The 20555-nt window shown below is 35.1% G+C and carries 24 protein-coding genes and 1 pseudogene; 22 read left to right on the plus strand and 3 right to left on the minus strand.

What is annotated here, in order from left to right; genetic code table 11:
* Positions 1-353: 353 nt before the first annotated feature.
* Complete coding sequence (fabF, locus tag ABOA58_RS04125; RefSeq protein WP_350301323.1) at positions 354-1589, minus strand: beta-ketoacyl-ACP synthase II; 1236 nt, start codon at positions 1587-1589, stop codon at positions 354-356.
* A 121-nt stretch (positions 1590-1710) separates the two neighbouring features.
* Between fabF and ABOA58_RS04130 the strand changes: the two genes are divergently transcribed.
* The 7 genes from ABOA58_RS04130 (at position 1711) to ABOA58_RS04160 (ending at position 6204) form a co-directional block, all read left to right on the plus strand.
* A complete protein-coding gene (locus ABOA58_RS04130; protein WP_350301324.1) occupies positions 1711-2565 on the plus strand; it encodes a helix-turn-helix transcriptional regulator in 855 nt (284 codons plus the stop codon).
* A gap of 284 nt (positions 2566-2849) precedes the next feature.
* Positions 2850-3359, plus strand: a complete 510-nt coding sequence (locus ABOA58_RS04135) for a hypothetical protein (protein WP_350301325.1) — start codon at positions 2850-2852, stop codon at positions 3357-3359.
* Positions 3360-3465: 106 nt separating this feature from the next.
* On the plus strand, positions 3466-3615 hold the full coding sequence (locus tag ABOA58_RS04140) for a hypothetical protein (RefSeq protein ID WP_350301326.1): 150 nt from the start codon (positions 3466-3468) through the stop codon (positions 3613-3615).
* Between the two features lie 53 nt (positions 3616-3668).
* Complete coding sequence (locus tag ABOA58_RS04145) at positions 3669-3977, plus strand: hypothetical protein (RefSeq protein WP_350301327.1); 309 nt, start codon at positions 3669-3671, stop codon at positions 3975-3977.
* 324 nt (positions 3978-4301) lie between these two features.
* A complete protein-coding gene (locus ABOA58_RS27735) occupies positions 4302-4529 on the plus strand; it encodes a hypothetical protein (RefSeq protein ID WP_434547761.1) in 228 nt (75 codons plus the stop codon).
* Positions 4530-4775: 246 nt separating this feature from the next.
* On the plus strand, positions 4776-5543 hold the full coding sequence (locus ABOA58_RS04155; protein WP_350301328.1) for a hypothetical protein: 768 nt from the start codon (positions 4776-4778) through the stop codon (positions 5541-5543).
* 328 nt (positions 5544-5871) lie between these two features.
* Positions 5872-6204 carry a hypothetical protein gene (locus tag ABOA58_RS04160; RefSeq protein WP_350301329.1) on the plus strand — a complete coding sequence of 111 codons (333 nt, stop codon included), beginning with the start codon at positions 5872-5874 and terminating at the stop codon, positions 6202-6204.
* Between the two features lie 152 nt (positions 6205-6356).
* On the opposite strand, the gene ABOA58_RS04165 is transcribed toward ABOA58_RS04160, so the two are convergent.
* On the minus strand, positions 6357-7580 hold the full coding sequence (locus ABOA58_RS04165) for an IS110 family transposase (RefSeq protein WP_350299195.1): 1224 nt from the start codon (positions 7578-7580) through the stop codon (positions 6357-6359).
* Between the two features lie 405 nt (positions 7581-7985).
* Here ABOA58_RS04165 and ABOA58_RS04170 point away from each other — a divergent pair, with 405 nt between their 5' ends.
* The 5 genes from ABOA58_RS04170 to ABOA58_RS04190 all read left to right on the plus strand — a co-directional run bounded on the left by ABOA58_RS04170 (position 7986) and on the right by ABOA58_RS04190 (position 12384).
* Positions 7986-8291 carry a cell division protein FtsK gene (locus ABOA58_RS04170; RefSeq protein ID WP_137020893.1) on the plus strand — a complete coding sequence of 102 codons (306 nt, stop codon included), beginning with the start codon at positions 7986-7988 and terminating at the stop codon, positions 8289-8291.
* Between the two features lie 471 nt (positions 8292-8762).
* Positions 8763-9302: a sigma-70 family RNA polymerase sigma factor gene (locus ABOA58_RS04175; protein WP_350301330.1), complete on the plus strand. Its 540-nt coding sequence runs from the start codon at positions 8763-8765 to the stop codon at positions 9300-9302.
* On the plus strand, positions 9295-10710 hold the full coding sequence (locus ABOA58_RS04180; RefSeq protein WP_350301331.1) for a DUF4179 domain-containing protein: 1416 nt from the start codon (positions 9295-9297) through the stop codon (positions 10708-10710). Before ABOA58_RS04175 ends, ABOA58_RS04180 begins: the two co-directional genes overlap by 8 nt.
* 587 nt (positions 10711-11297) lie before the next feature.
* Positions 11298-11693 (plus strand): hypothetical protein, encoded by a 396-nt coding sequence (locus tag ABOA58_RS04185; RefSeq protein WP_350301332.1) that lies wholly within the window; start codon positions 11298-11300, stop codon positions 11691-11693.
* A gap of 199 nt (positions 11694-11892) precedes the next feature.
* Positions 11893-12384, plus strand: a complete 492-nt coding sequence (locus tag ABOA58_RS04190; protein ID WP_350302789.1) for a DUF6584 family protein — start codon at positions 11893-11895, stop codon at positions 12382-12384.
* Between the two features lie 136 nt (positions 12385-12520).
* On the opposite strand, the gene ABOA58_RS04195 is transcribed toward ABOA58_RS04190, so the two are convergent.
* On the minus strand, positions 12521-13165 hold the full coding sequence (locus ABOA58_RS04195; protein ID WP_350301333.1) for a YczE/YyaS/YitT family protein: 645 nt from the start codon (positions 13163-13165) through the stop codon (positions 12521-12523).
* 114 nt (positions 13166-13279) lie between these two features.
* On the opposite strand from ABOA58_RS04195, the gene ABOA58_RS04200 reads away from it, so the two are divergent.
* From ABOA58_RS04200 to ABOA58_RS04245, 10 genes and pseudogenes are all read left to right on the plus strand, one after another.
* Positions 13280-13732: a MarR family winged helix-turn-helix transcriptional regulator gene (locus tag ABOA58_RS04200; protein WP_350301334.1), complete on the plus strand. Its 453-nt coding sequence runs from the start codon at positions 13280-13282 to the stop codon at positions 13730-13732.
* A gap of 25 nt (positions 13733-13757) precedes the next feature.
* The gene (locus ABOA58_RS04205) at positions 13758-14270 is read left to right on the plus strand and encodes a GNAT family N-acetyltransferase (protein ID WP_350301335.1); all 513 of its coding nucleotides are present in this window, start codon (positions 13758-13760) and stop codon (positions 14268-14270) included.
* A gap of 29 nt (positions 14271-14299) precedes the next feature.
* Positions 14300-14918: pseudogene (locus ABOA58_RS04210) on the plus strand (FMN-binding negative transcriptional regulator).
* Positions 14919-15100: 182 nt separating this feature from the next.
* Positions 15101-15283, plus strand: a complete 183-nt coding sequence (locus ABOA58_RS04215; RefSeq protein WP_350301336.1) for a hypothetical protein — start codon at positions 15101-15103, stop codon at positions 15281-15283.
* 122 nt (positions 15284-15405) lie between these two features.
* On the plus strand, positions 15406-15537 hold the full coding sequence (locus ABOA58_RS04220) for a DUF6254 family protein (RefSeq protein ID WP_350301337.1): 132 nt from the start codon (positions 15406-15408) through the stop codon (positions 15535-15537).
* 282 nt (positions 15538-15819) lie between these two features.
* On the plus strand, positions 15820-16248 hold the full coding sequence (locus ABOA58_RS04225) for a hypothetical protein (RefSeq protein ID WP_350301338.1): 429 nt from the start codon (positions 15820-15822) through the stop codon (positions 16246-16248).
* 441 nt (positions 16249-16689) lie between these two features.
* Positions 16690-17034, plus strand: a complete 345-nt coding sequence (locus tag ABOA58_RS04230) for a hypothetical protein (protein WP_350301339.1) — start codon at positions 16690-16692, stop codon at positions 17032-17034.
* A gap of 139 nt (positions 17035-17173) precedes the next feature.
* Entirely contained in the window at positions 17174-17662 is a 489-nt protein-coding gene (locus tag ABOA58_RS04235) for a GNAT family N-acetyltransferase (protein WP_350301340.1), read from the plus strand.
* Positions 17663-18305: 643 nt separating this feature from the next.
* On the plus strand, positions 18306-19061 hold the full coding sequence (locus ABOA58_RS04240) for a class I SAM-dependent methyltransferase (protein WP_350301341.1): 756 nt from the start codon (positions 18306-18308) through the stop codon (positions 19059-19061).
* A 134-nt stretch (positions 19062-19195) separates the two neighbouring features.
* Positions 19196-20476 carry an MFS transporter gene (locus ABOA58_RS04245; protein WP_350301342.1) on the plus strand — a complete coding sequence of 427 codons (1281 nt, stop codon included), beginning with the start codon at positions 19196-19198 and terminating at the stop codon, positions 20474-20476.
* Positions 20477-20555 lie beyond the last annotated feature (79 nt).

Here is a 20555-nt window from a genome sequence, read left to right on the forward strand (position 1 = left end):
CCTAAGTATAATTGGGGATTTTTTGTACCTCGGGTAGAGAATAATGGAATTGGGATTTGGGAAGTGCACAGTTCGAAAATAATGAAGAGAAGTCTTGTTCAACTATCGGGTGCGTTAGTTCATTAAGAGGAAGGAAAAAAAGTCAACTCCTTAACGACGAGGAGATTGACTTTTCAGGTTGGATTCTCTTAACGTATAAAATTTCCGAAATGGGCGGTATAGCATTGTTGCTGCCGTTCGTAAAAGGACACTTTTATGAACAAGAAAAAAGCCCTTAATAGAAGAAAAAAGGGCTTTTTCGTATTTACTTTTATATAAGACCCATTATGGTAACTAACTAAAGGTTCTTTAATTCACTCGTATTTTTTTAAAACGATAGCTGCATTATGACCTCCAAAGCCAAATGAATTGGATAGACCAGTACTTATTTCCACTTTACGCGCAACACCTGGTACATAATCTAAATCACATAATGAATCAGGCTTTTCTAAGTTGATGGTTGGAGGAATAATTCCTTCCTTTAAACTTTTTGCCAAAGCAATTGCTTCCACGCCTCCAGCTGCTCCTAACATGTGACCAAGCATAGATTTATTAGCTGTTATTGGGATTTGATAAGCTTTTGATTCAAATAGTTTTTTAATGGCTAGTGTCTCAGATCGATCTCCCACTTCTGTACTTGTTGCATGAGCGCTAATAACATCAATCTCTTCAGGAGAAATTTTTGCATTTTTCAAAGCCATTTTCATTGCAAGATAGGCTCCTTTACCTTCTGGGTGTGTAGCTACCATATGATAGGCATCAGAACTCGCACCATACCCAATGACCTCTGCATAAATTTTTGCATCTCTACTTAAAGCGTGAGACAAAGATTCCAAGATTAAAATTCCTGCCCCTTCTGACATGACGAATCCATCTCGATTTACATCAAAAGGACGGCTGGCTTTAGTTGGATTATCGTTTCTCGTTGATAATGCTGTAGCATTACCAAAACTAGCTAAAGATAAATCAGTTATAGCTGCCTCTGCTCCTCCTGCAAAAACGGCATCTGCTTCTCCAAAGCGAATAAGTCTGAATGCTTCGCCAATAGCTGTATTTCCGATCGCACAAGCAGAAACAGGTGACATAGTAGGTCCCATTGCGTTCCACTTGATACTAATTTGGGCTGCGGCAGCATTTGAAATCATGGCTGGTACCAGGGTTGGACTAACTCGTCTTGGTCCTTTCTCTCGAAGAGTATCCACATTATCAATCAATGTTTCAATTCCTCCTATCCCCGAACCAACATATACGCCAAGTCTTTCTAGATTGATATCATCAATATCTAAATTAGAATCAGTCCAAGCTTGTTCAGCAGCAGCCAAAGCAAATTGAGAAAAGCGATCTAGACGTCGTGCTTCATTTTTTCCTAAAGTATGATCTGCATTAAAATCACGAATAATTCCTGCAATTTTTGCTTTATGATTGCTTACGTCAAATGTATCAATAGAGGAAATGCCCGACTTCCCTTCAGTCAGATTTCTCCAAAATTTTTCTACGTTGTTTCCAATAGGAGAGACTACTCCCATTCCGGTAATAACGACTCTTTCCATTTTTCATCACTCCAAATGAATAGTATACTTGTATTATACTTCGGAATTATCCTATTACAAGTGAGTGTTTATCCTGGTATAATAACTACTAGGTTAAATTGTTATGATGGAGGTTTTAGAAATGAATGATAAAACCAGACTTGAAGCTTTGTCTTCATTTTTGAAAACGAAGCGATCCCAAATAAAGCCTGAATCTATAGGTATACCTGCTGGTACACGGAGAAGAACACCTGGCTTACGAAGAGAAGAAGTTGCACAATTGGCGGGAGTTAGTACTACTTGGTATACGTGGCTAGAGCAAGGTCGGGATATAAAGGTCTCTTCAAGCGTATTGGATTGCATATCTACAGCCCTACAATTAAATAATGATGAACGAGAGTATCTATATGATTTAGCTTTAGAAGTGAAATCATCCATTATTCATCGAAAAAAGGATCAGCCAAAACTTAGTCCTTCTTTGGAAAGAATTTTAGCTGAGTTAACGTATTGCCCTACTATCATTACAGATCGACATTGTCATATTGTAGGCTGGAACAATGCTGCTGCTCATGTATTTTTAGATTTTGAACAACTCCCAGATGACCAACGAAATTTGATCCATCTAGTATTTACAAGAAAAGAATTAAAAACATTAGCTGTGAATTGGGAGCATTTTGTTAAAGGATTTCTTGCCATTTTTCGTGCATATTATGGTCACTACTTAGGTGATGAATGGTATAACCTATTTATTAAAGAAATGAGTAATTCTCACCCAGAATTTCAATCTTTATGGCAAGAAAGTCAAGTGAGTAAAGCTCCAGAAATGATGATTGAATTTAGACATGCTAAAGCCGGAAAGATGCTGTTTAATTTAACTTCTCTTCAAGTCCAGGGGGACATGGACTTAAGGTGCAGTATCTATACACCAGTAGAGGGAACAGCTACAGAAGATAAATTAAAACGATTAATGAAGAAAATCTCCATTGAAAGTTCATAAACCAGTATATTTACTGTGCTAAAAAATGTAAACTAAGGTGTTTTTTCATACTAAGCTAAAGGGTGCGGAGCTTAAGATCGGAACTGTCTTTAAGGCAGTTTTTTCTTTATGGAACTAACGGGTGCGTTAGCTGAAAGATCTGAGCTGTCTTTAAGGCAGCTTTTTCTTATGGTACTAACGGGGCAGGTTAGTGGAATGAAAAATTTTCAATTGAAACTTAATGGAAAACCTTTAAATGGTAAAATTGAAAAGAAATGCAATTTTATCATTCGGGAGGAGTTAAAGTGAAGAAAATCTTTACTGTATTATTTTTAATGATGGTTTTAACAGCTTGTGGTTCCAACAGCTCTAACAAAGATTTTAATTCGGATACCATTAACTTGGAAACCACTAAAAAAGATACTATTTCGGAGGAAAAGACTGAACATAATTATCAATTTACAGGAGAAAGCGAACATTGGGAAGCTGTATATTCTTATGAAGCAACTGAATTCTGGGGAGAGAATGACGAACAAACCACTCATTCTAGCAAAGATAGCTATGAACTTGTATTAAAATATAAGGGGTCTTTGAATGAGTTATCTTCCATGAAAAACCTTGAATATACTTATGAAACAACCACTTCAAGTGGAACTAAAACTGAGGCATACAAAGAACCACTTAGCGAAAAAGTATTTACAATTAGAGGTGGATCAGAAAATGGAGCAATAATAGGTGAAGGCGAAGTTATAAAAGTAAATGTAAAATGGGATGGCTCTGAAGAGTCATTTGATCTGCATAATAAGGCTAAGTGATTTTGTTGAACTAACGGGTGCGTTAGCTGAAGATCAGAGCTGTCTTTAAGGCAGCTCTTTTCTTATGGAACTAAAGGGGCAGTTTAGTTGAAGAGAGGTTTTTAACTTGTGTTCAACAATCGGGCCATATTGTGGAGGATATTCCCTAAAGATAATTGGAGATTTTGTTAAAATAGATGGAGATTGTGAAGGAATGTACTTAAACTATAGGGGAAGGTTTGCTGAAGAAGGAAATAAAGAGTGGGAAAGAGAATAATAAATATGTAATCTTTGAAGCAAAAAAAGGATTAGGGATAATGAGGGTGGAAAATGGTAGAGTTATTTGGATTGATTCTTTTATGGGGAATCCCAGCACTATTATTATGGAGCGTTGTTTTAAGTATCATTCATATAGCAAAAGAGCCTATATCAGGACAATTCTTAGGGCGAACACTGACGTTTATTGGCGCCATATATACCTATACTGTCAGTTCGCTGTCTTCCTGGTTTGGTCTTATTTGTATAATTTTAGGAATCGTCGGTTTTGCAGAAGATGCGATTTTTGGCCCGATCATGTTCATATTATTCGGCGCATTTATGGTGTATAACTTTTTCCCGCGTTATAATATGCCAGAATGAATAGAAAAACAATCATCTTTCTTGATCTTCAACAAAAGGGCGCTTTTCTTTAATAAGAAGGAGGCGCTTTTTGTATTGCACTAGATTCTGGAACAACACATTTTAGGGATTGGATTATGTTAAAATTTAGAAGAAATTGTGAAGGTTTCTACTTAAACTAAAGGGTGCTTTACTTCATTATCAGGAGCTGATCAGCAGCATCTTTTCTTATGCAACTATAGGGGCAGGTTAGTTCATTAACACCCATAATATTACAGATTATGATAAACTGAGAATATACGTTCGATAAAGGGTCATAGTCTTAAATTTTTAGGGGGTAAACAAATGAAGGAAACAAAGTATCTGCAAGTATGGAGCTTGGATGAATTGTTTCAGGATGGAAACCAATCATCTCAATTTCGTGAACATTTAAAACAATTGGAAATCAAAGTTTCTAAATTTGAAGAAAAATTGAAGTTTTTTGAAGGTTGTATCAGACAAGCAGAATGGTTGTATGACCATTATGTTGACCATATTGTTTACGGTATGTTAGTTAAGGATTGGAATAAGTAGTAATACCTTAATGAACTAAGGGTGCGTTAGCTGAAGATCGGGGCTGTCTTTAAAGGTAGCTCTTTCTTTATGCAACTAACGGGGCAGGTTAGTTGCATAACAAATATGGGCTATTGTGGTAATCTTAGGGTGTAGAGGGGTGACTATATAAATTGTTTCTTTATTAACTTTTGTAGGAGTGTGCTGTAATTGTGGAATTATACTATTTTCGTTCTAAATAAATATACAACTAAAGGGAGGGATTAAATGGATGTTGAAAGTCTGGTAAAGAGGAAAATAACAGTCACATATGTCACGACAACGGTTACTTCTATTATCTTAGCTTATTTGTATATGGCTGGCGGAATTAAGGTAGGAACTCCCTATAATTTAGGAGGTGAATTTTTAGGCTGGTTATCTATATATAGTATGTATGTGGGTGCAATTGTCTTGATTTATGGAAACCTGGTTTCGGTAGGCATAGAATATCTACAAAAAAAATGGTTTATTAAACATACATGGCTTTACGTTTTGTTTCATGGTTTTTTCGGTTTATCAAATGGTTTGCTTTTTCAGGAAACGACATTAGCATTAGCCGGAATGGTAGTTGCTTTATTCTATGCTTTTATTGATAGATGGCTATATGTTAGAGCTAAAGTTCAACTGAGTACAAAGATGTTTTTTCTTTTCCCTGTCTTAGCATGTGGTTTGCTTTCGGGATATTTTCAGATAATATCAGAACCTTTGCCACCCTTTTCAATGAAAGAGGCTGTTGAATTTGCCACTGCTGGTAATGGTACTGTTACTGATGTTTTCCCTAAAAATATTGGCATATGGGATGGAATGATTGACGGTTATCATGTCGAGAGAGAAACATCTGCAAAAGAAATAGGAAAGGAAAAATATATCATTACTTTTACTGAGAGATGGGACAAAGGAAAGGAAAAGGGTTCCTGGTTCTTTTCGTATGAAGTAGAACGTGGAACTTTATCCGCTAATGGTGGTGAGGGGGGGGACCCTCCATACAATAAATAAATGATTGGAATCTCCCAGACTCTTTTAGCTATTTGTCTTGTCTTTAATATCATACTGGCTGATTTGCTTGTAAAATTCTCTAACTAAATAAAGGTTGCTGCGACACCTTTTTCCTAATGAACTAACGGGTGCGTTAGCTGAAGATCGGAGCTGTCTTTATGGCAGCTCTTTCTTTATGCAACTATCGGGGCAGTTTAGTTTAATAAGAGAGAAGCCTATTTTATGTAGCTTTTAATCATCTAAATACCAGATAGTTCTACAGATAGATAAATATGATAAAGTTAAAAAGGATGTAAAAGAGACAGAATTTTGGACAAGGAGATATAAAGTGAAGAAATTAAAAAAACGTGTTTTTCTAGGGTTAGGTGTGCTCATGGCTGCGTATATACTTTTTGTAGTCTATGATTACTTAGACAATCAGAAAAAGGAAGAACAGAGCCGAGTATTCATGGAAGAAAGCAATAAGGTATTTAATGAATATGATATTATATCGCTCGGAGTCAATCCAAATAACAAAACGATTAAAGTCCATGTGCCGATAGAGGAAGAACAACGGAATGAACTGGCCTATTCTTTGGCTCAAATCGCCCAAAAGCATGGCATGAAGGATTATGAAGTCATAGTTAGAGCTATAAGAGATGGGTACCCAATTTCCAATTGAAAGCCTTGTGAAGGATTGTACTTAAACTACCATGAAAATAGACTTCTGGAATTTAGGGGAAAAGGCAATACTTAAGAAGACGCAGCTCATTGTTTTTTTAAAAAGGGGAGAGCGCCTAATTTACTGATTTATTGTAGGTAAGTGGACTGAATTTAAGATGCTTCAGGTTCTTGTAACGTAACTGTGTATCCTAAACTTTCAAGTCTTCTTAGTGAGTGCCGAAAAATTGATTGTTGTCTCTGCTTATCAAAGTAGTCTTCGCCTAAGTCTACATACATTTCTTTTCGAGTTAAGAGATAATAGGAGATACGTAACATGGCATGAGCGACTACTATTCCTGCTCGTTTCTTACCTTTTCGTGATGCTGTACGCCTATACAGTGCTCCGAGATAGTTTTTAGATCCTCTTACAGAATGAGCTGCTTCTGTTAATGCTGATCTCAAATACTTGTTTCCTTTTTTTGTTTTAGCCGATTTTCTTTTTCCCGCACTTTCGTTATGCCCAGGAACTAGTCCTGCCCAAGAACACATATGAGCTGCACTTGGAAACTGTTTCTTAATATCAGTCCCAATTTCAGATAAAATTTGCTCAGCCATTCTTGTAGCTATGCCAGGAATAGAGTCTAATCGTTCCACATCTTCTTGATAGGAGCTTACTCTTTCCTCGACCTCTTGGTCGAGCATCTCGATTTGCTCTGTTAAAAAATCAATATGCTTTAAAATGGTTTTTAACATGAGGCGTTGATGCGAATTGATATAACCTTTAAGGGCGAGTTCTAGTTCATCTTTCTTCTTTTTCATTGTGCGTCGAGCAAAGTTTGCTAGTTTTTCAGGGTCTTCTTCACCTTCGGCAATTGCGTTAAGCATGTCACGAGCCGAAACACCCATAACGTCTGAAACCACTGAGCCTAGCTTAATATTTGCGCCCTCTAACACTTTTTGGATGCGATTATGTTGTCTAGCACGTTCTTCAATGATACTTCTACGGTACCGAACTAGTTCACGTAGTTCCCGTTGATTTCGATCTGGAATGTAACTAGCTTTTAGAAGTCCATGACGAAGAAGTTTGGCAATCCATTCTGCATCTTTAACATCTGTTTTACGCCCTGGCACTGCTTTCATATGTTGAGCATTCACAACTAAAAACTCAATCTCTTCAGCTTCTAATAAATTAACAATAGGTTTCCAATATACACTGGTACTCTCCATGGCAACATGAGTACAGTTATTCTGTTTAATCCAATCCACTAACTGAATTAGAAAAACAGTTTTTGTTGAAAACGTTTGAATCTCCTTTCCTTCTGGTGTCATAATACATGCAGTAATATTGTCCTTATGGACATCCATACCACATGCTCTTTCAATGACTACTTCCATTGAAAACATCCTTTCTACGGCTCTCAATATAATTGGAGGCTGGTGCAAAAACCAGAATAGGATTAATCTACCATGTGTGCTTCCCGTAAGGGAGCGACAGTCAGTGGTGCACCTTGGTCGTTGGAGTCAGACTAACGGATGGGCTCTAACGCACCATAGTTCATCGACCTTCCTCTCCCAGCCGTAGAATCAGTATTGACCGTTCTGAACCATTTTCATTCTCTGTGGTGAAGCGCTGATTTTTGCGCTTCATGGATGGCTAACGGGTGCGTTAGTTGAATTACAGGGTCCGAGGGTACGGTGATGTTTCTACAATTTTTTTACAAATCAAGTTAACCAATAATTAACAATTATGGTAAGCTTAATTTTGTTATAAACATCATTTTTCAAGGGAGGGTGCAAGGGATGCTTAAACGAATAATAACTAAGTACGAACACGAGGGTCTGACCCCGGAGGAAATTGAGCATTTAAATACTATAAAAGGACAAAATCCTTATGGGATGCTAACTCTATTATTAGGTTTAGTATCCTTTATTTTTGGGCCACAGTATATAATTATTCCTATCGTATCTTTGTTATTGGGTTTTATTACTTACCGAACCTTTGATTCTGAAAAAGAGGATAATCCTTGGACTTTTTACATTGGACTATTATTTGCTTTTATAGGATTAATATTGAACTTTTTACATTATGTACACGTATTGAACTGATGTTATGGTTCATTTCAGCAATAAAAGAAGAAAAGGAATAAGAAGGCAGAAATAACGAAAAATTTCTATTGGTCGTAAGATGCGTTAAATTAAAATTGAAGTGAGTTTCTTCGATAACTCCTTTTTTTCTTGATGACCTTACTAACGGGTGCATTAGCTTAAGATCGGAGCTGTCTTTAAGGCAGCTTTTTCTTATGGAACTAACGGGGCAGGTTAGTTCAATAAGAGATTTTGTAGAATGAAGTGTAAACTCACAACACCTTTGAGTTGCAGAATACACTCAACAAATTCAAAAGCTATCAAAAAAAAGCAACAGTTTAAATAAGCAGAAATCGCAAAGTGGTTTCTGTTTATTTTGTTAAACTTAGGTTTTTATTTGCATGTTATGCTTTTTCTAAAAATACTTTAACTTTTTGAAACTTTTTCTGAAGATATATTCCACTAATAGTTGAAAGGAGTTGAGAGAGAGAGATGGAGTTTGAGAATGATAAGATGGTTAAAAAAGCAATCAGGGGCAATAAAAAAGCTTTTGAACAACTCATAAAGCAGCACTATGAACGAATCTACCGGACTGCTTATCTTTATGTACATAACGAAGAAGATGCATTGGATGTCGTTCAAGAGACGACATATCAAGCTTATAAGAGTATTCACTCGTTAAAGCAACCAGATTACTTTATGACTTGGCTTACCAGGATCATTATCCGATGTGCTGGTCATATTCTCAAAAGAAGAAATAATATTGTGCCACTAACAGACGAAGTATTGTCTAATTTAACGGTAACCTATCATTCAGGTCATGACGAAGCAATAGATCTATTAAATGCGATCGGACAGTTAAAAGGGAATTATAGATCCGCCATTATTTTGTTTTACTACTATGATTATTCTATTAAAACCATTAGTGAAATCATGGAGATCCCCGAAGGGACTGTAAAAACTTATTTAAGCAGGGGGAAAGCCGAATTAAAAAAGTCCTATAAAGATGAGGAGGGCAAATGCAATGGATAACAAAGAAGTAAAAAGTGCTATTGAAAAAATAGTTGTACCAAAAGAAAAAGTGTTTGGCGCTATTGATAAAGGCTTAAAAATGTCAGGGCAAGGTAGGAAAATAAAGAAAAAGAAAGTTCTTGCAGGTTCAGCTGCTGTAGCTGCTCTTCTTGGAATCACCATTGCTTCTGGATTTGTTAATCCTACAATGAATAGAGTATTGGCTAATACCCCTATAATAGGCGGAATTTTTCAAGAATTCAATGATTCAATGGGCGTTGAACTTGCGAATCAAGATGCAGTTACAGAATTAAATCAATCCTTAACTAAAAATGGAGTGACTGTAAAACTCACCAGCGCTTATTTTGATGGCAATGTGGTATCAATTACAGGATTTGTAGATGAAGATGTTGAAAAAGGGCATAACGAAAAAGGGGAAGTAAGCTTTGATATGAATTTCGAACACAACAAAGGGGATAATGACCCTTGGTTGAATGGAAAGTCGACAGACATTAGAAAGGTCAAGGGGGGATACAATTTCCAATGGAAAATGGAATATCCATATAAATCATTTAAGGAGAATTCTACTCTCCCCATAACAATTCATAATATTAACGGGATAAAAGGTGAATGGAATTTTGATATCCCAATTCAGCAAGAAAAAAACAGTACACTTGTTATTGATCAGGAGCAAGGATACCCGGATGATGAGGTCAAAATCCGTATTAAAGAGATCCTAACCGCAAGGGTGTCATCTTCGCTTATTTATGAGACGGTGGAAAAATATAAAGATGATGAAATTTATATACTAAAAGCAATTGATAATAAAGGAAAGGTATATAGGTTTGGAAACGGAACATCTCTAGAGGGGGCAGCACAAGAGGATGGATATCATAGTACTGTTCGAACAAAAATGACCAAGCTAAAGTCAAATATTACCTCACTTACTTTTTATCCGCAGCTTACTGTGGCGGACCCAAAAGTACAACAGCTATTGGACAAAAAATCGTTTACATTAAAAAGTAAACGATTCAATGTAGGCCTTCAGGTAAATGATATAACTAAAAAGGGCAGTAAACTTGTAATCGATTATCAATTTACAGGGCTCCCCAAGGAATTGAGTAAGCATCAGCTTGAATTGTTTGAAAATAACTTGCAGTATGTATTACTGCTAGTAGATAAAGAATATATTGGTAAAATCGATCCTGAAAATCCAGTACCACCTAAAAATCATAGTATTCATCTGAATAAAGTGAAAACTATCGATAAAAAAGCAGCGCACTTCCAATCTACATTCGATTTAAATGGGGAAGAAAAAATAATGAACTTTAAGTTGGAAAATACAATTTTGCAATTTAATTTTTCAAGCTTTTTCCCAGCTAAGGAATTACAACCATTTACTGTTGTACTTCCAGTGGGGAATGAATAAACTATTAAAGTAGCTTATTTTAGGGACCATATAGTTGACGAGTGGGATTCTACTAGTGCATTGAATAATTAGTAATATCGGGGCGATGACTTATGTAAGTCACCGTCTTTTTTTTATTAGTTTTAGAAGTTTGTGAAATATTGTACTTAAACTATAGGGTGCGTTAGCTGAAGATCAGAGCTGTCTTTAAGGCAGCTCTTTTCTTATGGCACTATCGAGGCAGGTTAGTTCATTAACCTTAGCGGAGTATAGTCGAACTGTGCGGTAAACATTAATACTCCTATAGAATGATAAAAAGTTAATTAATGTGGTATCCTACTAATTAGTAATATTATCCAGATAAGGAGTGTGTAAAAGAGTATGAGTGACAAACAATGCCCTAAATGTAATTCAAACAACATTAAGAAAGGTGTTCTAGGAACCGGGTTTAAATTTGTTCTAATGTTTTCCCATGATAATCCAAAGAATAAACCTTCCAAGATTATCTCTTATTATTGTTCAGATTGCGGCTACATACTTAGTTCTAATTTGGAAAACCCATCTAATTTAGATTAATAAACTAAATGTATAAAGTGGAGGCTTTTAACATGGGTGAATACACTGGTTTCTTCGTGATGATGGGACTTTTATTTATAGTTGTAATTTCCAATAAGTTTTTATTTTGGTGGGTTAAGCTCACAATAGTAGCTTACTATTTTGTAATTTCTTATATCTTTATCAAAGTTACAGCCAAAATAAATGAAGAATATGAAACTCCTCTTCCTGATGCCTATTGGGATAAAAATACAGGTTGGGTAGATACCATTGCAGGTTACATATTCTTTCCGTTGTCATTTATACTTCTTTTTATCTTTTACAAATGGTATTCAAGCCGGAAAGATCTGCAAGCTAACGGTTATGTTATAGCTATGTCTGTTCCTACAATTGCTATTGTCCTATTTTTCTTTTTGATGTTTAAGTTTGTATACGGGTACAGACCATAAGGGTTGTACTTTTTTATTGCACAGTTTGTGTCAACTCTACACTAATCCTTGATGAACTAATGGGTGTGTTAGCTGAAGAACTGAGCTGTCTTTAAGACAGCTTTTTCTTATGGAACTAAAGGGGCAGTTTGTTGGAGAAGGAACTATTTTGAACGATCTAGAAATAAAGACTATAAAGAAAAGATAATGAGGTGTTTGTATAGAAAAGATACCTGTTAAAACGATTAAGAAGATAGAAGAGGACATTGAAAAAAATGATTTAGGGAAAGCAAGGGATAGGCTACACGGGTTAATTTCGACCTATCCTAATGAGTTAGAACTCCGCAGAAAGTTGGGGGAGATCTATTTTGCATTGAAATACCCTTCAATGGCAGGTCGTTACTGGTATTTAGAAAAGAATAAGACATCAGAGATGGTAAAAGCTTGTATTTTGTTCGAAAAATCTATGGGAAACGATCCTTTCAGAATAGCACGAGCTCTGAAATTTAAAGGTGATAGTGAAATTTTAATAAGACTGGAATTGAATCAGGTAATTTCGCCTATACAAAATAAAGTGAAAGAGAGTCTACTGGAACAACCTGACGATCTATTGAAAGATAATTTGGTTAGTTTGGGTTGCTTCTCAATAATCATATTAACAATTCTCTTTGCATTAATCGGAGTTTACGCTCTTTTCAACTGGATTTTTTGATCCGTAATCTTGCTTTATAAGAGAGTTTTATAGTACTTGTTCTTTACCTAACGGGTGCGTACTTTTAAAATCTGGCTGCCATCGCTGGCAGTCTTTTTAGGGGCAGGTTAGTTGAGCAATAAAGATAAAAACCATTCTATAATGAATGGTTTTTATCTTTATCATAATTTGGTGATGTACTGGAATGTGTTAATATGCGGTCTATTACTTTTTCAGTAACTGGCATAAAGAAATTAAGTATTAGCCCCCCTAAACAAACGGTTAATAAAGTTCCAACGCCAATTGGTCCATTTGAAATCATTGCCAATATCAAGAATAGGAGGTAAATGGATGTTCTCGAAAGGAATATATTTGTTCTAGTTAATTCTTGTATGATTAATGTTAATCGGTCAACTGGAATCGGTGCAAAATTTGTGTGTAAATATGTTGCCGTTCCTAATCCTACAACAACCAAGCCGATTCCAAAACAAATAACTTTGCTGAACCATAGTTCAGGTGTTATCAAATTGTGCAATAAAAAAAGCCACATATCAATCCCGATACCCGTTATAAATGCTGTTAACAACCCCAAAACTTCTGGTCTTTGCCTTTTTAAAAATGAATTAAAACATATCAAGATCAAAGCTATTATTATTTCCCAACTTCCCACAGTAAGCCCCACATTTATGGAAAGTCCCACCAAAAGAGCATCAAAAGGTGAAGTTCCAAGGTCTGATTGTATAGTGAATGAAATACCAAGGGTTAATATTAAAATTCCCAATACATAAAAAACATATTTCACTTTACTTGACCCCTTTATCATATTTTTTGTTGCAAACGCAACAAAGTTGAGTTAAATTAAATATATGTCATTTTTATTGCATTTGCAACAAAAATACGTGCTAAGGAGTTAATTATGAAGGAAATTCTTCGTGAAATTGGAATGATAGCAAGGGCATTAGATTCCATAAGTAATATTGAATTTAAAGAATATGACCTTACAAAAGGGCAGTATTTGTACCTTGTCCGAATATGTGAAAACCCAGGAATCATTCAGGAAAAGTTAGCTGAGATGATAAAAGTAGATCGAACAACAGCAGCTCGTGCTATAAAAAAACTTGAAATCAATGGCTTTGTTGAAAAGAAAGAAGATAAACATAACAAAAAAATTAAAAAACTCTTTCCAACAGAGAAAGGGAATAATGTTTATCCTTTTATAAAAAGCGAAAATGATTATTCCAATATCGTTGCATTAGAGGGATTTTCCAAAAGAGAAGTAGAAAGCATTTCCAATCTTCTTCAAAGAGTAAGGGAAAATGTGGAAAAAGACTGGGAATTTGTAAAAAAGGGAAACAAGAGAAATTATTGATTATATAAAGGAGCGGCATATTTAAATGACTATTAAAAAGTGTACCCTAGACGATTCACGCATTCTTCAAGAAATTAGTTATGAAACATTTAATGAGACATTTAAGCATCAGAATTCACCCGAAAATATGAATGCCTATTTGGAAAGGGCATTTAACTTAAAACAATTAGAAAAAGAATTATCCAATATTTCTTCGCAATTCTTTTTTGTTTATTTTAATAACGAAGTCGCTGGATATTTAAAGGTCAATACCAATGGTGCTCAGACTGAAGAAATGGGTGATGAATCACTTGAAGTCGAGCGAATTTATATAAAGAACAAATTTCAAAAACATGGGCTTGGTAAATATCTGCTAAATAAAGCTATGGAAATTGCGATGGAACGTAATAAAAAGGAAATTTGGCTAGGCGTATGGGAAAAAAATGAAAATGCCATTGGTTTTTATAAGAAAATTGGGTTTGTTCAAACTGGAGCCCATTCTTTTTATATGGGTGATGAAGAACAAACGGACTTTATAATGACCAAAACACTTCTATAACTTATTTTGAAAGGTGGATCATTATGTAAATTCCAAAATATTTTAAGGTCACTAATGTTGACTGAAATTTGGGATATTGTTCAAAAAAACTCTTTTGGAACGATTGTCACAACAGAACAAGGAAAACCAATTGCGACTCATTTGCCTTTGGGGTTAAATAAAAAAGGTGATGATTACTATATTACTGGGCATCTGGCAAATGGAAATCCTCAGTGGAGAACATATGAAACCTGTGAAGATGTGCTTGTAATGTTTCAGGGACCGAACGCTTACATTTCTTCTTCTTGGTATGGGCATGAAGGAGTTCCAACATGGAATTATCAAGCCGTCCATGTATATGGTAAAGCAAGCGTTTTAGAGAAAGATGAATTAATCGAGGAATTAACAATAATGCTGGAAAAATATGAAGAAAATCGTGAAAACCCTGTTTTATGGGATAAACTTTCTCCTCAGCTCTTAGAAAGTGAACTGAAAGGTATAGTTGGATTTAGGATTAAGGTGGGAGAAATTCAGGCTGCATATAAATTAAGTCAGAACAGAAATGAAACGGATTATATTAACATCATTGATAAATTACAAAATGAAGGAAATCAAAATTCTAAACAAATGGCAGAACTGATGGAAAAGAGATTAAAAAATTACATATAAGCCCACTTTATTTTGATGGTACTGCACTAATGGTTTCGTTAGCTGAAATACGAATGGAAGAACTTATTATTCACTTTATTATTTACCCTAATTACATGACGGATTCATGTTACTATCGGTTTTTATTCGGGGTATATTTCTTCTTTCTGATCTCATACTAAAGATAAGAAGGAGGGGTTTACATGGCAAAACGAACAAAGAAAAATGATGCAGATCAAAAAAACAAACAAGGATTTGATTCAAGCAAAACTGATTCTGAATTCTCTAAGGAATTTGGCAGTACAAATGCTAATCAAGCACATAAAAATAAAGCAAAAAAAGAAAAAGCATCTAAAAATCAAGGTGAGTGGAAAGGCATGCATTAAGCATTAATTAATAATTGCCAGACTCGAACTCATGATAAGTGATGCCTGCACCGAGTTCAAAGGGTGGAGGCTTATCGTGCTTCAAACTTTTTACTGAACTTTATGTAAAGGAGCTTATTTAGATGACTCAATCTAAGCGACAACAAGAACGCCAATGGAAAGATCGTAAACAATCGCAGAATCCACATGGTAAAGTCAATTCATTTGAACAATTAGCCGAAGATACGGGCAAAAATGAATCTGAAACTAAGTAAAACTGTTTAAGAATGAGGCCCAAGGGTGATGGCACCCACATAATAGTGAGTTCGCTCCCTTGGGTACCCCTAAAAGGCCGTAATTATCGGTAGTGATGATTATGGCCTTTTAGGTTTACATATACGAGCTGTTTTTTTTATGGTAATAGTATGGACAATGATTCGTATGTCATCCCCTCAATTAGATACTGTAAAGACAAAAGACGAAGACTACATAAAAATACGGATTATTACAAAACCTTTTAGTAAGGAGTTTTTTGGAAGGGGGAAAAGATCAGATATATGTTTTCATTACGGGGAGATGCTCATAAAATTTATCTTCAATTAAAAAAAGCATCATACAAAGACCGATCTTTCAAAGGTATGAAGAAACTAATTGAAGTGGAAGAAATTCAAAATTTTTATAATTCCATTGATAGCGATACGTTAAAAAAAGTTTATTATTGTATGATAAAAGAGAAAAACGGATCGGGGATCATTCCTATTATAATATCCTCTGGACCTTGGCTTTTTCTTCTGTTTTCAAATCAATTGCAAGATTTCCTTTTTAGAGATGGGAGTTTGCTTTGGGTCGTCTTCAGTTTAATATATATTTCCATTCTTTCCATAAGTGTGTTTCTTCACTTTCATGAAAGATCATGGTCTTTTGTTCATATTGAAATCATTCAAGAAATTTTACATGAACGAAAAGGGATAAGGGAAAAGGCCTGAGGTGAGAACCTATAACGGAGTCCCTCAATGGGGAGTTGTGCGAGAAAAACATATACTTTCGTACTGTTTTCTTGTGTGTTTTTAGCACGAAATACTATAGCAAAAAAGAGGCATCGAAACCGATGCACATTTTATGAATAGTGATTATATTTCTACAAATGCAATCTTAATCCCATTTACTCTTTCATCCAATTCGTAAGTTCGGATGTTTTTTTTTATACAGTTTTTTAGGGGCTTGTACACTTTGAACGTTGATTTCCTCTCCAAGCACTCGCTCCAATCAACTTTGTTTTACTTTTAGATAGAACCCTTTTGTCTACAAACTCAGCGATTCTTTAAGAAGAATCGCTTTTCTTATTAAACTAACAGGGCAGGTTACTTTAACAAATAGTAATGTAAAATATAATAAAAAGGTGTGTAGTAGAGGAGTCAGAAAATAATATGGAATGTTTTTGTGAACAAAAAGAAACAAATGAGTTAAAAGTTGAAGGTGATGTTGGGGCGGACCCTATATGGTGCAATCAATGTGGTTGTAATTTGGATATAGAGGACGTTCCGATTTCAAATACGTTAACAAATGAATTGATTGAATGGGTAAATATGTATGGTGAATGGATTGATTGGGATGAAGATAAATTGCTTCCTAATGGGATTGAACTTGAAGAGGAACACAATAAACAAGGATTAAATTTAACAGAAAAAATTAAGAAAGAACTTGAAGGGAAATATAGAATTAAATTTTCACCTTCGACAATGGCAAGTATGTATGCAAATAAAAATTATTAACCCTTTTACCACGGAGCTGTCTTTAAGGCAGCTTTTTCTTTATGCAACTAACAGGGCAGGTTAGTTCATGAAGGACAAATGAAAGTTTATATCGAAATTATTAAGTAAGAGATTAATTAATTATAAAAGAGGTAGAACAATGACTGTTTCAATCAACCCCATTTCCGAAGATGAAAAGCATATTCTTCAGAATTTATATTCCCTTTATTTACATGACCTTTCGGAGTTTACCGAGGGTTTAGACATATCAATAGATGGTTCATTTGAATTTGATTCATTTGAATTAATTTGGAAGAAGGAAGGATTAACACCATATTTTTTGAAAAAAGATATGAAAATTGTTGGGTTTTTATTACTGTTAGAAAGGCCGTTTTTAAATAAGGACTATGATTACAGCATTAATGATATTTTCATTTTAAAAAAATATAGAAGAAAAGGTGCTGCAATTTCATTATTAAAGGAATTGTTTAAACAAAAAAAAGGTAGTTACTTTGTTGTTCAATTAGCTAAGAATATTCCTGCTGTTATATTTTGGAGAAAGATTTTTAGTGAGCTAAATATAGATTTTGAAGAAGTAAAGAAAATTGTCGATAATGAAGAATGTTTGGTTCAATCCTTTCAAATTTAAACAGATATTAAACAACGGGTGCGTTAGCTGAAAATCGGAGCTGTCATTAAGGCAGCTTTTCCTATGGACCTGTGGGCAGGTTAGTTCAATAAGGAATTGGTGTATTATGGTATAATTTTTAGGTGATTGTTTTCGATACTCAATGTTAGGGTGGTAATTTAATGGTTTGAAATTTACCTCAACTTGGAATTGGTCTACAAGTAGTTTTCTTTATTTTATTCTTTGGAACTTTATTACCAAAAATAAATAACATGGTAGCCGCCTTCGTTTGTCTATTTATAGGTTTTTCAAGTTTAATTGTTGGTATATACTCTGTTATATGGCAAAAAAACTTAATTTTATCTATGGCAGTCATCATTATTGCATTTCTTATTTTAGGCTTTACAATATTCGCATATTTTTTGGGCGAGGCGGGTTACCCACCACTAATAATGCAATGAAAATTTCAATCTGCATTATATTAACTGTGAAGATTGCAGATAAAGATATCACCTTTTCTTATGGAACTGAAAGGGTGCATTAGCTGAAGATCGGAGCTGTCATTAAGGCAGCTTTTTATTAATGCAACTATCGGGGCAGGTTAGAAGAAGCTTATCGAAGTGACGGGAATGAATTTAAAGCAAAAGAACAGGGAGGAGTTAAAATGAATCAAAATATTGGTACAGAAGAAGCGATTAAAAGGTGGGATAGTTTCGCGGATACATATTCTGCAAATCATACCGAGCAAGGAGACCTTCATAAAGAAGTTTTTTTAAATCCAACTTTATTATCACTTATGGAAACATTAAGTAATAAAAAGGTTTTAGATGCCGGGTGTGGTGAGGGGTATTTAAGTCGAATTTTAGCGAGGTCTGAAGCGACTGTAACTGCTGTGGATTATTCATCACGGATGATAGAAATTGCTAAGGGAAGAACTCCAAATGATTTGTTGATTGATTATAGGCAGGGTAATTGTGAGGACTTGAATTGTTTAGAAGATAAAAGCTTCGATTTAATAGTATCCAATATGGTTATTCAAGATCTTGCAAATTACGAAAAAGCATTTCAAGAAATGTATCGTCTATTAGTAGATGGAGGCTGTTTTATATTTTCGATTTTACATCCTTGTTTTGTTACTCCAGAAAGTGGTTGGGAGAAAACAAAAGACGGTAAAAAGTTGCATTGGAACGTAGATAAATATTTTTATGAAGGTGTGTATGAACAAGGTATAGGAGATAAAGAAAAAATGCTATTCTTTCATAGAACATTAACAAGTTATATAAACACTTTAATCAAAACAGGTTTTATTTTAGAAAGCATAATAGAACCTAAGCCATCAAAAGAGATGTTGGAAAAATATCCTTCATTTGAAGAAGATTTCAGATGTGCTGATTTTATGGTTTTTAAACTTAAAAAGTAAAGGTGAATATTTCTTTTAGAAATCATTTGTTCAACTACCAGGTGTGTTAGTTGAGGATCCAAAGGTGTTAATGCTTTTCGTCTAGAGGAAGGTGTACATGAGAAATTTCAGAATGATAAATGAGGTCTTAACAAATGTCCAGTAAAAAATATCAAATGAACCAGAGTTATGTAGATTCCCAAGAAAAACAAAAAATGTTATACAAACGTACATTAATTATTATAAGTATTTCACAAATTTTTGGTGGTGCCGGGTTAGCGGCTGGAGTTACGGTGGGGGCACTTCTTGCACAACAAATGCTTGGCACAGACGCATTTGCTGGACTTCCTTCGGGTTTATTTACTTTAGGGTCTGCAGGGGCTGCTTTAATCGTAGGTAGACTTTCTCAACGTTACGGTCGTCGTACAGGTTTAACAGCTGGTTTTATGATAGGTGGACTTGGAGCAATAGGAGTCATAACCGCAGCTATAATAAATAGCGTTTTCCTTTTATTTGCTTCCCTGCTTATTTATGGTGCAGGAACAGCGACGAATTTACAAGCTCGTTACGCTGGTACGGACTTAGCAAACAATAAACAACGAGCTACTGCTATTAGTATTACTATGGTGTTTACAACATTTGGTGCAGTTGCAGGTCCGAATTTAGTGAATGTAATGGGGGATTTTGCACTTTCTATTGGCGTTCCATCACTTGCTGGTCCTTTCATTTTATCAGCAGCAGCATTTATCTTAGCAGGTCTTGTACTTTTCGTTTTGCTTCGCCCAGACCCATTAGTAATAGCTAGAACAATAGAAGCGTCCAACCAGGAAAGTAATCGAATAGAATATTCGACTGATACTGAACAAATAGAAAACAAAAGAGGTATTATTGTTGGTGCGACAATTATGGTTCTTACTCAAATTGTAATGGTAGCTATTATGACAATGACACCAGTTCATATGAGACATCATGGACATGACTTGGGTGAAATAGGTCTCGTTATTGGATTTCATATAGCTGCAATGTATCTTCCTTCACTGGTTACAGGTGTCCTTGTTGATAAGTTTGGCCGTACTGCCATGGCTATTGCCTCTGGAGCTACGCTGCTTCTGGCAGGTTTAATATCAGCGATTGCACCAGGTGATTCTATGATTCTCCTAGTAATTGCTCTTTCTTTACTTGGATTAGGATGGAATTTTGGTTTAATAAGTGGGACTGCTCTTATTGTGGATTCAACTGACACTTCAAATCGGGCTAAAACTCAAGGTACAGTGGATGTTTTAATTGCATTATCAGGAGCTTCTGGTGGCGCCTTATCAGGAATGATTGTGGCCGGTTCAAGCTACACAACATTATCATTTATTGGAGGGTTATTATCTTTATTATTGATTCCAGTGGTTATCTGGTCTCGGGGAAGTAAAATAACCAATTTCTAAAGAATCCATACAATAAGAGAAAAAAGTCATTTCCTAACGTACAGGAAACGGCTTTTTTTGCTGCGATTTGCTTATCATA

This window comes from Peribacillus frigoritolerans, assembly GCF_040250305.1.
Lineage (GTDB): Bacteria > Bacillota > Bacilli > Bacillales > DSM-1321 > Peribacillus.